This window comes from Pseudomonas sp. DR 5-09 (assembly GCF_001655595.1).
Classification (GTDB): Bacteria; Pseudomonadota; Gammaproteobacteria; order Pseudomonadales; family Pseudomonadaceae; genus Aquipseudomonas; species Aquipseudomonas pharyngis.
Genome location: NZ_CP011566.1, coordinates 3,990,311 through 4,002,864 on the forward strand (window position 1 = coordinate 3,990,311; position 12,554 = coordinate 4,002,864).

The window sequence follows — 12,554 nt, forward strand, 5'->3', positions numbered from 1 at the left end:
CTCGGGTGGGAGCTGATGACAGAGTCTAAGGTATGCGATGCCGTTCAGGTCGTACCGGTTTGCATTAAAACTTCGTAATCTGCACCTCGACCAATGTGCATAGCCTCCCCATCACGACAGGAAGTGAATCCCCCCCATGCGCCGTTCCCCATTTCTGCTGAGTTGCACCTTATTGACTGTTCTGACGACGACTGCCCACGCCGCTCCCGCCCCCTCGCCCGAGGTGGTGCAAGGATTGGTGAACACGTTGAACGAACGCCTGAACATCGGCGACCTCGTCGCGCTGACCAAATGGGACAGTGGCAAGCCGATTCAGGACAGCCCCCGTGAGGCGCAGGTGATCGACAACGCGCGCAAACTGGCCACCGAACGCAAGCTCGACCCGGAAGACGTCGCGCAACTGATCGCCGCGCAAATGGAGGCCAACAAACTGGTGCAATACGGTTTGCTCGCACAGTGGCAGGCAGCCGGTACCGCGCCGGACACGCCGCGCCCGGATCTGGGCAAGCAGATTCGCCCGCGTCTGGATCAGTTGCAAACCCGTCTGCTGCAGCAATACGCCGACTTCACGCCCTACCGTCAGGACCCGGACTGCCCGGCGTGGCTGGCCAAGGCGCGCACCGGTCTGACCCGCGATGCGCTGCATGATCTGGCCCTGACCCGCGCCACCGGAGAGCTGTGCATTCGGCCGCTGGAGCCCTAGAACAAGGGTTCCGGCGTCCATTGCTGGCGTCGATAGTCACCATCAGTTCAATGAAGTTCTCATAAAAAATCCGCGGCGTAACATCGGCTCCATACCAAACAAACAACACCCCTGGAGCACACGATCATGAAACGCCAAATCCTTCTCGGCATCGCTTTCTCGGTTCTTGCAGTCAACGCTTTTGCAGCCAAACCCGTCCACACCATGATCGCCGAAGGCGGTTCGGATCGGTTGATTGAAAGTCGTTTAGCTGAGGGTGGTTCGGATCGTTTGATCGAACGCCGTGTTGCTGAAGGTGGCGCTGATCGTCTGATCGAACGCCGCGTTGCTGAAGGTGGCGCTGATCGTCTGATCGAACGCCGTGTTGCTGAAGGTGGCGCTGATCGCCTGATCGAACGCCGCGTTGCCGAAGGTGGCGCTGATCGCCTGATCGAACGTCGCGTTGCTGAAGGTGGCGCTGATCGCCTGATCGAACGCCGCGTTGCTGAAGGTGGCGCTGATCGCCTGATCGAACGCCGCGTTGCTGAAGGTGGCGCTGATCGCCTGATCGAACGCCGCGTTGCTGAAGGTGGCGCTGATCGCCTGATCGAACGCCGCGTTGCATAAGTAAGCAGCGCATAAAGATAAGCCCGGCCTGATCAGCCGGGCTTTTCTTTGCGCGCGCTTTTTGCGTTTGCTGGGTAAGCTCTTAGCCCGACGCTGCGAATTCAGGTTTCCCATGGACATTGAACGACTACGGAAGAAAAAACAGCTCAACGTGCAGGAGCAAAACGCAGTCGTTGCGCATCGTTTGATGCTTTGCGCCAGTGAATGGCGCAAACAGGGTGTGCCTGTCGCCCTGGCCCGATACGGAGAATCCCAAGGCACCGATTGGTCGTCGTCCATCGTGCTGGAACTGGAAATCGACTTTCCCGGCATGCCTCGCCTGTTCGGACTTTTGCTGGATCAAAACGAATGTTTCATCGCATTTGAAATCGGTACGGACGCCTCCCATGAACACATTGAATCCGTGGATCGCTGGGAGGACGTCTCGTCGATGCAAAATACTTCGACATCTAATCCGGGCACAGGTAAAGGCTTTGCCTCGATCGCGCTGGACGTGAAGCGTCAGCTTGTTTGATCGCTCTTTGCGCAACGCTCACTCTTCGGCGTCTTGAAGTCGTCACTGGTTGAGTATCTACGCCTCATCAAAAGGAGCACTCATTGAACATGGGCCCGAAAACCGAAACGCTGATCAAGGTACTGAATGAGCTAATCAGTGTTCTGGAAAGCGACGGAGAAGCGCACTGGAGCGCGTGGATGCGAAAAGCTCGCGCACGATTGCTGGACTCCGATTATTCCGGAATCACGTGGCTGCTCTCGGCCTATGGCGGGATGGGGTCCTTCAATGATGTCGTGCTCGGACAAACCAGCATCAACGGTGCATTTGCCTGGAAGCGCGGCTATGGCGAACTGAATGCAAAATTTGCCGAACTCCGTGAGCAAGCCTACGAGCTGGCCAATGAAATCAGGCACATGCAGCGATAACGGCATTCATTGCTGGCGTCGATAGTCACCATCAGCTCAATGAAGTTCTCATAAAAAATTCGCGGCGTAACATCGGCTCCATACCCAACAAACAACACCCCTGGAGCACACGATCATGAAACGCCAAATCCTTCTCGGCATCGCTTTCTCGGTTCTTGCAGTCAACGCTTTTGCAGCCAAACCCGCCCACACCATGATCGCCGAAGGCGGTTCGGATCGGTTGATTGAAAGTCGCTTGGCCGAGGGTGGTTCGGATCGTTTGATCGAACGTCGTGTGGCTGAGGGTGGCGCTGATCGTCTGATTGAACGCCGCGTTGCCGAAGGTGGCGCTGATCGCCTGCAAGAACGCCGCGTTGCTGAAGGTGGCTCGGATCGTCTGCAAGAACGTCGCGTTGCCGAAGGTGGCTCGGATCGTCTGCTGGAACGCCGCGTTGCCGAAGGCGGCGCTGATCGCCTGCAAGAACACCGCGTCGCCTGAATCAAACGCTTTGCCGCTGCACAAACAAAAAGCCCGGCCTGATCAGCCGGGCTTTTTCACATCCACCGCCGCTTACTGAACGGTTTTCAGCTTGACCACATCACCGGAGACCTTGGTGGTGTAGCCGCTCAGGACCCATGCCCAGAACCAGTTTTCCTGAATCTGAGTGTTGATCATGGCATCGCCGCCCTTGGCCTGGATGGCGGCCTCTTGCGCACGGACGAAACGGCTGTTCTGCCGGATCGGGATCACGCCGAACAGCATCAGGCCGGTGGCAGTGGCTTCGCTGTGGCCAATCACGGTGTATTGGCTGCTGTCGTAATGTCTGGTGTTCATCGGGGTGCCGGTGCAACCTGCCAGAACCACACCGAACAGTGCGGCGGCGACTACTTTGCTGAGGTATTTCACTGCAAGACTCCATGGGTAAACGCCCGGGATCCGTCTCTCGGGCGGCGCACACTCTACCGAACGCAGTGGCTCATTGATATCAGCCTCGGCAGATTTTCATTAAACGCCTTGCTGGCAGCCCGTCCGCAATGTCGCATACCATGGCGCCACTTCAATAAAAACAGACTTCGCCCATGCTCAAAGCCAGCCTGCGTAGCCACCTGACTCTCTGGTTTGCCGGTTTGTCCCTGCTGACGCTGTTGAGCGTTGGCTTCTATGTCGGCCACATCGCCACCGAACAAATGAAACAGGCCAGCGGCAATGCCCTGTTGAGCACCGCACGATCGGCCGCAGCATTGCTGGGTGAGCAATTGCGTGAGCGACAACTGGAGGTTTATCTGCTCAGTCGCGCGCCGCATCTGGAGCGTGGTGATCTGGATAACCCGGCGATCCTCAAATCGATGCAGCTGCGCACCCAGGCCCGCGCCGAATATGCGTGGATGGGCATCGCCGACGCCAACGGTCAGGTGCATCAGGCCGTCAACGGATTGCTGGTGGGCCAGTCTGTCCAACAGCGTCCGTGGTTCCAGGCGGGTTTGCGCGGTGAATACACCGGCGACCCACACGAAGCCGTGTTGCTGGCAAAAATGTTGCCGGCGCTGGCGAATGGTGAACCGCTGCGCTTCATCGATTTCGCCGCGCCGATTCACAATGCCGACGGCCAGGTGATCGGCGTGCTCGGCGCCCACGCGCACTGGAGTTGGGTGACGCGCATCGTCGAATCGGCGGCGCTTTCGCACAAAGGCGTCGCGCCGGACATCGAGGCATTGATCGTCGATCACGACGGCAAAGTGCTGTATCCGGAAGCGCTGGTTGGCCAGCAACTGGCAGCGAACAATCCCGACTCGCCGGGCTGGACCGTCGGCGACGGTTACCTGACCAGTGAGGTGACGGTGCCGACGCCCTTGAGCACCGCGTTATCCTGGTCGATTGCCGTACGCCAGCCGTTGGACACCGCGCTGCAACCGGCGCGCCTGCTGCTCTATAAATTGTTGCTGCTGGGAGTGATGGCTGCGGTGGTGTTTGCACTGGTCGCCTACTATCTGGCGCTGTACCTGAGTCGCCCGATCGAGCAATTGGCACGTTCGGCTCAACAGGTGCAGAACAATCAGCCGGGGACGCGTTTTCAGTTGCAGCACCCGGTACGGGAAATTGCCCAGCTCGGCCAGTCCATCGACACGATGACCCAATCGCTGCTGGCCAAGGAGCGCGAGTTGCAGGAAGCCAACGCTTCGCTGGAAGCCACAGTCGCACAACGTACCGCTGCCCTCACCCAGGCCAATGCCGAGCTGCTGAGTCTGGCGACTCATGATGGTTTGACCGGCGCGTTCAACCGTCGCCGGTTTGACGAAAAGCTCACCGAGTACAGTCTTTTGTTTCGCCGTACCGGACGGCCGTTTGCGTTGTTGCTGATCGACGTCGATCATTTCAAACGCATCAACGATACCCACGGCCACGCGGTCGGAGATGACGTGCTGCGACAACTGGCACAACTCATACAGATCAGCACCCGGGCCACCGATTTTGTCGCACGTTATGGCGGTGAGGAGTTTGCCGTGCTGCTGCCGGAAATCGCCAAACCGGACACCCCGGAAGTGGTCGCCGAGAAGATCCGGACCACCATTGCCGAAGCGACTTTTCCGCTGGTCGGGCTTGTTACCGTAAGCATTGGTGTCGGCCTGGCCGATCCGGCCGACAACACCCCGACAGCACTGGTCAAACGTGCCGACCAGCGGTTGTACAAGGCAAAAGCGGCAGGTCGCAATCAAGTGGCCTGCCAGGCTTCGCTCATCGAGGTGAGCGAAAATGGCTGATGCGCACTCGATCCCGCCACGATTCATCCTCCACGAAACCGAACACTGGATACTCAATCACCACATGGCTTCGTCCCTGCCCGGCTATCTGATGCTGGGATCGCGACAGGGCGCTCACTCGCTGGCCGACCTGCCGGAGGCGGCATTGGCGGAACTCGGCATTCTGCTCGCCAGAGTGCAGAAGACGCTGGAGCAACAACTGCAACCCAAATGGCTGTACATCAGCCGCTTCGGTCATGAGCCCGGTTATCCCATCCACTTTCATTTCATCCCGGTGTACGACTGGGTAGAAACGTTGTTCTGGAAAGACGAGCGTTATCGGGCCTTACAGGTATTCGGCAGTCTGGAGAATGCGCAGACTGCCACCGATGGCGCCGAGTTGACGTTGTTTATCTGGCGAGAGTTTGGCGAAAGCCCGACACCCCCTGCGATTCGGGGGGCGTCGATCAAAGATGTGACTGCGCGATTGAGGCTGGCGCTGAAGTAAACCGCTTCATTGCTTCATATCTTTGACCAGTTCAGCCATCAGCAGATCAGACACATGGGTAAATGCCTTGCGCAGGACTTCCGGATCTTTCGCGTATTGCTCCGGTAGATAGGCAAGGTTGTTGGCATCATTGAATACCGTGATCGTTTCAAAGTTTCGCCAGACCGCCGAACCCTTGCGCTTGATCTGGGCGTTGGCGCCGATCACCGGATACAGCACCTCGCTGAAGTTTTTGAGGCACAGCCCCCACTGTCCGACCATGATTTCGATTTCGGCGTCGGCCTGCTCGCCTTCTCCGACTATTGTGAACAGCCGCTCCTGCTGAACCCGGTCAACGAAACTCTGGCGGACCAGTTTGGCCAGGTCGATATCATTGGCCTTCATGTTGTTGAGGATTGCCCGGGAAATATCCCCCGTCAGCACATCACCATTTTTTGTCCCCTCCACGGACCCCGCGCCTGCCAATGCATTGACTTGTGTCGTCGATGCACCGGCCGCCATCCCAGTGGCCGCCCCGGCACCGGCACCCAGTCCCGCGCTCCAGGCTTGAGTCATGCTGGTGTATTTGAAGTTATCGACGGCGACAAATACCGGTAGCAGCTTCAGTGTCTTGATCTGTTGACGATCTTCGACACTGAAGTTCTTGGTGACGCATCCACATAACAGCAAGAGTGCGCCAATAACAACGAGCAATTTTTTCATGGTGGGGAAAGTTCGAGGGATTGGACATCAGACTTATCGCCCGCACTCGTCAATCCTTGAACCTGGCATGACTCATTGCCACCGAAAGGTTGGGTCGGGTGCAAGGCTTAGGCGTAGCCGTTCTTTTCGTAAGGCGCGCTCTTGGAATACCGTCGTCACGCGGGAACTGCGTTGCGCAGCCCCTGCACAGATTCTTCATTGCTGAGAAAAGGTCTGAAGATACGCCAACAAATTATCAATCTTCTCCTCGTCACTCAGCCCCCAAAAGATCATCCGCGTCCCCGGCACCACGCCCTTCGGATCCTTCAGATACTTCGTCAGCGTTTCACGATCCCAGGTCAGGCCGGAGTTTTTCATGGCGTCGGAGTACACGTAATTCGCCGACGTCCCCGCCGGGCGGCCGATGATGCCGTTGAGTTCCGGACCGAATCCCGGGCGGGCAGATTCGCCGACTTGATGACAACCGCCGCACAGGCGCGGGAAGATTTTTGCGCCGGCCTCGGCGTCACCGGCAGCCAGTGTCGGCGTGCAGAACAGGCCAGCGTTGAGGATCAGGGCGAAAGTCAGTGCAGCGTTTTTCATCAGGGATTTCCAGGTCTTCGGCGGCGCCAAGGGTAATCCTGCGCGGTCACTTGCGCTACAGGTAGGCGCCCACGACCTGGCGGACTTTGAGCAAGGCTTGACGCAGGGCAAGCATGTCCACCGAGCCCAACGCCAGACGAATCGCGTGGGGCACATAGGCGGACACGGTGAAGGGCTCGGCGGTGGTGACGGAAACCTGTTCGTGCATCAACTCGACCACGATGTGGTCGGCCCGAACATCTTCCGGCAGCGGCAGCCAAAGAAAATACGAAGAGGGATGGCCGACAGTCGGCAGGCCTTCGAGGATCTGCGCGGCCAGAACTTGCCGGGCCTGGGCGTCGCTGCGCTTTTGCGCTTCGAGCAAGGTGACGGTGCCGTCGTCGAGCCAGCCGCAGGCGATGGCGGTCATCACGCCGGGGGTGTTCCAGGTGGTCGCGCGGATGATCCGCTCCAGCGCCGCCACCCGTTCGACCGGTGCGGCGATGAAGCCGACACGCAGGCCGGTGGCGATGTTTTTCGACAGGCCCGACACGTAGACCGTGCGTTCCGGTGCCAGAACCGCCAACGGAGGTGGCGGGTTCTCGACCAGAAAGGCGTAGGCCGCGTCCTCGATGATCGTCAGATCATGTCGGCGGGCAATCGCGATCAAATCCTCACGTTGTTCCAGAGGCATCACCCAGCCCAGTGGATTGTGCAGGGTCGGCATGCTGTAAACCGCACGCACCGGTCGTTGGCGGCAGAGTTTGTCGAGGGCCGCCAGATCGGGGCCCTGCTCATTGACGGGGATCGCCACTACTTCCAGGTGCAGCGCTTCGGCCAACACTTTGAATCCCGAATAGGTCAAGGCGTCGGCGGCAATCACATCGCCGGGTTTGAGTAGCGCCATCAACGTGACTGCCAGCCCTTGCTGCGCGCCGTTGACGATCAGCACCTGCTCGGCCTCGACACTCAAACCGCGTGTTTGCAGATGCCGCGCCACCGAGGCCCGTTCATGCTGGCGACCGGCGTGGGGCTGATAGCGCAGCAGCGCTTCAAGGTCGCCGGACAACGCCAGTTGCCGCAACGCGGTGCGCAGCAATTCTGCCTGCCCCGGCAATGACGGGTAGTTGAAGTTCAGATCGATCATGCCCACCGCGACGTCTTTCTGGTCGATGCCTTGCCCCGGCAACAACGACGTTTCCCGCACGAACGTGCCGCGCCCGGCTTCGCCGCTGACCAGGCCCATGGCCTCGAGCTCGGCGTACACCCGCGAGGCCGTGACCAGCGCCAGCCCTTCGCTGGCTGCCAATTGCCGGTGAGTCGGCAAACGCGTGCCGGGCAACAGGCGGCCAGCGCGGATGTCGGCGGCATAGGTGTCGACGAGGGTCTTGTAGCGGGAGCGCGGCATGTCGGCTTGTATCCATGACAATTTTTTGATTGTGCTGATTCTCAGCCCTAGGATCGATCCAACGCAACCCACCTCCGAGCGCCACACCCATGGAACGAACCACCCACCTCGGCACCCCGGCCCTGGAAAAAACCAGCGGCTGGATCAATGGCCTCATCGGCGTCGTGATTTTCAGCGGCTCGCTGCCCGCCACGCGGTTGGCGGTGCTGGAGTTCGACCCGGTGTTTCTCACCGTCATCCGCGCGACCATCGCCGGCGCCCTGGCGTTGTGCCTGTTGTGGCTGTTTCGCGAACGACGTCCGGCGCGGGATCAGTGGTTGTCGTTGTTGATCGTGGCGCTGGGCGTGGTCGTGGGTTTCCCGCTGTTGACGGCCCTGGCGCTGCAATACGTGACGTCGGCGCATTCGATTGTGTTTGTAGGATTGCTGCCGCTGGCGACGGCGATTTTTGGTGTGTTGCGCGGTGGCGAACGGCCGCGTCCGGTGTTCTGGATTTTTTCGGTGCTGGGCAGTTCGCTGGTGGTCGGCTTTGCGATTTCGCAAGGCCTGACCGCTTCGCCCACCGGGGATCTGCTGATGCTGGCGGCGATTCTCGCCTGCGGCCTCGGTTATGCCGAAGGCGCAAAACTGTCGCGCACCCTCGGCGGCTGGCAGGTGATTTGCTGGGCGCTGGTGTTGTCGTTGCCGGTGATGGCCGTGCTGAGCGTATGGCTTGCGCCCGCCTCGTTCAGCGGTATCAGCGTGTCGGCGTGGGTGTGTCTGGCTTACGTTTCGCTGTTCAGCATGCTGATCGGTTTCGTGTTCTGGTATCGCGGGCTGGCTCAGGGCGGGATTGCGGCGGTCGGGCAACTGCAATTGCTGCAGCCGTTTTTCGGCCTGGCACTGGCCGCGACCTTGCTCCATGAGCATGTCAGCGTGGGCATGCTGGTGGTTACGCTGGGGGTGATCCTGTGCGTGGCCGGGGCGAAGAAATTCGCCAGATAGTCTTCAACTCGCGCCAGCCTTCCATTCCCGCGGGCTGAGCCCGGTCTTGCGTCGAAACGCCCGGGCCAGCGCCGAAGGACTTTCATAACCGACTTCTTCGGCAATCAGGGCGATCGGTCGTCCCTCGCGCAGGCGTTTCTGCGCGAGGCTGACCCGCCAGTTCACCAGATAATCCACCGGCGTCTGCCCCACCACCCGCCGGAAGTGGTCGGCGAAACCGGCGCGGGACAGGTTGGCGGCGCTCGCCAGTTCGGCGACGCTCCAGGCCTTGGCCGGCTGGTCGTGCATCAGGTTCAAGGCTCGGGAAATCTTCGGATCGGCCAGCCCCGCCATCATGCCGGGCTGCTGGTTGCGACTGCTGATGAGGTGGCGCAGCAACAGGATCACCAGCAACTCGAACAACCGATCCATCACCGCTTCGCGCCCGCAGTGGCCGTCGAAAGCTTCCTTGAACAGCCACTCCAGGGTGTTGGCCATTTCCGGAAGGTCGGCGAGTTTCAGCACCAGATAATCCGGCAGCGCTGCCGCCAAAGCATTGCCCGCGCCGCCGTCGAAGGTCAGCGAAGCACACACCAGTTGCGTGCCCATGGCTTCGTTGGCGAACAAGCGATGGGCCATGGGGCGAGGGAAAAAGATCAGGGTCGGTTCTTTGAGCGAGATTTCAGGATCATTTCCCGGTTTGAGCAACAGCTCTCCCGCCTGGAGCAAATGCACATGCCCGCACACCTGATCGCCGCCGTAGGCGCTCACCCCGCAGAACGTGCCGCTGTGAAAGGTGCCGGCATTGACGCCGAAATGGCTGAGCAACGTAGAAAGGCGATCCATGACTGATTCTCGCAAGGACAGGTTTGGACGATCTGTCGCATATCCTCGACGATTTGCACCCAAAGCACCAGCCGCGCTCAATAACATGACCTCCATCCCCGGTGCACTTCGCACCGGACTTTCGGAGAATCACCATGAGCCGCATCGCCCCTCTCAGCCTCGAAACCGCCACCGACGCCACTCGCCCGACACTTGAAGGCGTGCAGAAAAAAATCGGTTTCCTGCCCAACCTGTTCAAGACCCTGGCCGTCGCACCTGTCGCGCTGGATGCCTACGTGCAAATCTCGGCAACCCTGGGCAAGACATCCCTGAGTGCCAAGGAAAAAGAGGCGGTGTACCTGGCCACCTCGCAAGTCAACGGTTGCGACTATTGCCTGGCGGCGCACACCCTGTTCGCCAGCAAGGCCGGGCTGGCAGCAGAAGAAATCATCGAAGCGCGTCATGGCCGGCTCAATGCCTTCGCCACCCTCGCCCAACAACTGACCGAGACTCGTGGCCAATTGAACGATGAGCAGATCGCCGCCGCCCGCGCTGCCGGCATCGACGACAAGAAGATCATCGAAGTGATCGCCCTCGTCGCTGTGCAAACCCTCACTAACTACCTGAACAACGCGGCGCTGACCGACATCGATTTCCCGGCAATCGATGACTGACCAGTGACCGGGGTCGATCTCAGTTGTGATCGACCCCGGCGCGTTTCAGCAATTTCTTGCAGCGCTCGGACAGGTGAAACACCTGCAACTGCTTGCCCGCCTTGGCGTAGCGTTCGCGAAGGGTTTTCAGCGCGGCGATGGCCGAGTAATCGACAAAGCTCAGGTGCCGGCAATCCAGCGTCACCCGTTGCGGATCGCTGGCCGGGTCGAACTGATTGAGAAACGGCGTGGTCGAGGCAAAAAACAGCGTGCCGTGCAGGCGATAGAGTTTGCTGCCGTCCGCTTCCAGATGCTCATCGGCGTACAGCTCGCGCGCTTGCTGCCAGGCAAAATTCAGCGCGGCGATGATGATCCCGCACAGCACGGCCGTGGCCAGATCGGTGAACACCGTGATGGTCGTTACCGCGATGATCACCAGCACATCGTTGAGCGGCACTTTGTTCAGCACCCGCAACGAAGCCCAGGCAAACGTCTGCTGCGACACCACGAACATCACCCCCACCAGCGCCGCCAGCGGAATCCGCTCGATCAGCGGCGACAGAAACAGAATGAACAGCAGAATCAACACACCCGCCACCACGCCGGACAAACGCCCGCGCCCGCCGGAACTGAGGTTGATCACGGTCTGGCCGATCATCGCGCAACCGCCCATACCGCCGAATGCACCGGAGACCACGTTTGCCGCCCCCAGCGCCACGCATTCGCGATCCGGGTAGCCACGGGTTTCGGTGATTTCGTCGGTGAGGTTGAGGGTCAGCAGGGTTTCCAGCAAACCGACCAGCGCCATCAGAATCGCGTAGGGCGCGATGATGCGCAGTGTGTCGAGATTCCACGGGATGTCCGGCAGCGCAAATTTCGGCAGGCCGCCGGCGATGTGCGCCATGTCGCCGAGGGTGCGGGTCGGCAGGCCAAGCAGATAAACCAGCAAGCCTACGCCGAGGATCGCCACCAGCGCCGGCGGCACCGCGCGGGTCAGGCGCGGCAGGATGTAGACGATGGCCATGGTCAGCAGCACCAGCCCGGTCATCAGGTACAACGGCGTGCCGCTGAGCCACTGTTCACCGCTCTTGAAATGCTCCAGTTGCGCCAGCGCGATGATGATCGCCAGGCCGTTGACGAACCCCAGCATCACCGGGTGCGGCACCATGCGCACCAGTTTGCCCAGCCGCAACAGCCCGAACGCCATCATGATCAAGCCGCCGAGCAACACCGTCGCCAACAGGTACTGCACGCCGTGCTGCACCACCAGCGCGACGATCACCACCGCCATCGAACCCGCCGCCCCGGAGACCATGCCCGGCCGGCCACCGAACAGCGCGGTCAGCGTGCAAATGATGAAGGCGCCGTACAGGCCCATCAGCGGATTGAGGTGAGCCACCAGCGCAAACGCAATGCATTCGGGCAACAGGGCAAACGAGGTGGTGAGTCCGGCCAGGACATCGGCGCGCAGACGAATCGGTTTCATGGCTTACCTGACAGAGTGGCCGACGGGCGCGGCCGCATGCATTGGCGCAAAAGAGCGCCGAGGAAAAAGAGGGTTGCGGATGTTACGCAAATGCACCGGCGTGGGCCAGTCATCGCTGACAACCGCCGGCGCGCGCTCTATGCTGGCGCGCAGTTTTTGCCAGTGGAGCCTCTGATGCCGAGCGAATTGACCAGCCGCGAAGTGTGCCAGCGATTGCGCGATGCCGCGCTGGGCGTGTGTGGTTTGCGGGTGATGGACGCGCGAGCGGATCGGGTTGCGGTCGACATTGAAGGCTGGCGCTTGCAGCTGGACTTCGACGGCCAGCGTCTGCATCACTGCGCTGATTGTCTGTGCCCGGACGGTCGCGAGTGGACGCTCGACACCCGGCAGCGCTTCGGCACCGATCCGGTCAGTCTGTTGAGTACCTGGGAACTGGCGCAGATCGAGGGCTTGTTGCGGCAACGTGAATGAGGCACGGCAATCAGAGTTGCCCAATGATGG

At 60.4% G+C, this 12,554-nt stretch carries 16 protein-coding genes; 10 read left to right on the forward strand and 6 right to left on the reverse strand.

The window, feature by feature from the left end:
* The first annotated feature begins 136 nt into the window (after nt 1-136).
* The 5 genes from PDR5_RS17835 to PDR5_RS17855 all read left to right on the forward strand — a co-directional run bounded on the left by PDR5_RS17835 (nt 137) and on the right by PDR5_RS17855 (nt 2,708).
* Complete coding sequence (locus tag PDR5_RS17835; protein ID WP_064597651.1) at nt 137-703, forward strand: chorismate mutase; 567 nt, start codon at nt 137-139, stop codon at nt 701-703.
* A 126-nt stretch (nt 704-829) separates the two neighbouring features.
* Complete coding sequence (locus PDR5_RS29395; RefSeq protein WP_082934426.1) at nt 830-1,309, forward strand: phage infection protein; 480 nt, start codon at nt 830-832, stop codon at nt 1,307-1,309.
* A gap of 112 nt (nt 1,310-1,421) precedes the next feature.
* On the forward strand, nt 1,422-1,823 hold the full coding sequence (locus tag PDR5_RS17845; protein WP_064597655.1) for a hypothetical protein: 402 nt from the start codon (nt 1,422-1,424) through the stop codon (nt 1,821-1,823).
* 89 nt (nt 1,824-1,912) lie between these two features.
* A complete protein-coding gene (locus PDR5_RS17850) occupies nt 1,913-2,230 on the forward strand; it encodes a DUF6966 domain-containing protein (protein ID WP_011334909.1) in 318 nt (105 codons plus the stop codon).
* Between the two features lie 115 nt (nt 2,231-2,345).
* The gene (locus PDR5_RS17855; protein WP_064597657.1) at nt 2,346-2,708 is read left to right on the forward strand and encodes a hypothetical protein; all 363 of its coding nucleotides are present in this window, start codon (nt 2,346-2,348) and stop codon (nt 2,706-2,708) included.
* A gap of 72 nt (nt 2,709-2,780) precedes the next feature.
* Here PDR5_RS17855 and PDR5_RS17860 read toward each other — a convergent pair whose 3' ends face one another.
* Entirely contained in the window at nt 2,781-3,116 is a 336-nt protein-coding gene (locus PDR5_RS17860; RefSeq protein ID WP_039767351.1) for a hypothetical protein, read from the reverse strand.
* Between the two features lie 173 nt (nt 3,117-3,289).
* Here PDR5_RS17860 and PDR5_RS17865 point away from each other — a divergent pair, with 173 nt between their 5' ends.
* Both PDR5_RS17865 and PDR5_RS17870 read left to right on the forward strand, forming a co-directional pair.
* Nucleotides 3,290-4,969, forward strand: coding sequence for a sensor domain-containing diguanylate cyclase (locus PDR5_RS17865; RefSeq protein WP_064597659.1), 1,680 nt, complete (start codon nt 3,290-3,292; stop codon nt 4,967-4,969).
* Nucleotides 4,962-5,456 (forward strand): hypothetical protein, encoded by a 495-nt coding sequence (locus PDR5_RS17870; RefSeq protein ID WP_064597664.1) that lies wholly within the window; start codon nt 4,962-4,964, stop codon nt 5,454-5,456. The genes PDR5_RS17865 and PDR5_RS17870 overlap by 8 nt, the downstream gene beginning before the upstream one ends.
* A 6-nt stretch (nt 5,457-5,462) precedes the next feature.
* Here the strand turns inward: PDR5_RS17870 and PDR5_RS17875 are convergent, their stop codons facing one another.
* The 3 genes from PDR5_RS17875 to PDR5_RS17885 all read right to left on the reverse strand — a co-directional run bounded on the left by PDR5_RS17875 (nt 5,463) and on the right by PDR5_RS17885 (nt 8,127).
* A complete protein-coding gene (locus PDR5_RS17875) occupies nt 5,463-6,158 on the reverse strand; it encodes a hypothetical protein (RefSeq protein ID WP_064597666.1) in 696 nt (231 codons plus the stop codon).
* A gap of 195 nt (nt 6,159-6,353) precedes the next feature.
* Complete coding sequence (locus PDR5_RS17880; RefSeq protein ID WP_064600885.1) at nt 6,354-6,740, reverse strand: c-type cytochrome; 387 nt, start codon at nt 6,738-6,740, stop codon at nt 6,354-6,356.
* Between the two features lie 55 nt (nt 6,741-6,795).
* Nucleotides 6,796-8,127, reverse strand: coding sequence for an aminotransferase-like domain-containing protein (locus PDR5_RS17885; RefSeq protein ID WP_064597668.1), 1,332 nt, complete (start codon nt 8,125-8,127; stop codon nt 6,796-6,798).
* An 89-nt stretch (nt 8,128-8,216) separates the two neighbouring features.
* Here PDR5_RS17885 and PDR5_RS17890 point away from each other — a divergent pair, with 89 nt between their 5' ends.
* On the forward strand, nt 8,217-9,110 hold the full coding sequence (locus PDR5_RS17890) for a DMT family transporter (RefSeq protein ID WP_064597670.1): 894 nt from the start codon (nt 8,217-8,219) through the stop codon (nt 9,108-9,110).
* Between the two features lie 3 nt (nt 9,111-9,113).
* Here PDR5_RS17890 and PDR5_RS17895 read toward each other — a convergent pair whose 3' ends face one another.
* Nucleotides 9,114-9,935 (reverse strand): cupin domain-containing protein, encoded by an 822-nt coding sequence (locus tag PDR5_RS17895; protein WP_064597672.1) that lies wholly within the window; start codon nt 9,933-9,935, stop codon nt 9,114-9,116.
* Between the two features lie 134 nt (nt 9,936-10,069).
* On the opposite strand from PDR5_RS17895, the gene PDR5_RS17900 reads away from it, so the two are divergent.
* On the forward strand, nt 10,070-10,588 hold the full coding sequence (locus PDR5_RS17900; protein WP_064597675.1) for a carboxymuconolactone decarboxylase family protein: 519 nt from the start codon (nt 10,070-10,072) through the stop codon (nt 10,586-10,588).
* 19 nt (nt 10,589-10,607) lie between these two features.
* On the opposite strand, the gene PDR5_RS17905 is transcribed toward PDR5_RS17900, so the two are convergent.
* Nucleotides 10,608-12,053 carry a SulP family inorganic anion transporter gene (locus tag PDR5_RS17905; RefSeq protein ID WP_064597677.1) on the reverse strand — a complete coding sequence of 482 codons (1,446 nt, stop codon included), beginning with the start codon at nt 12,051-12,053 and terminating at the stop codon, nt 10,608-10,610.
* 174 nt (nt 12,054-12,227) lie between these two features.
* Between PDR5_RS17905 and PDR5_RS17910 the strand changes: the two genes are divergently transcribed.
* A complete protein-coding gene (locus tag PDR5_RS17910) occupies nt 12,228-12,524 on the forward strand; it encodes a DUF7693 family protein (protein WP_064600887.1) in 297 nt (98 codons plus the stop codon).
* Nucleotides 12,525-12,554: the final 30 nt, after the last annotated feature.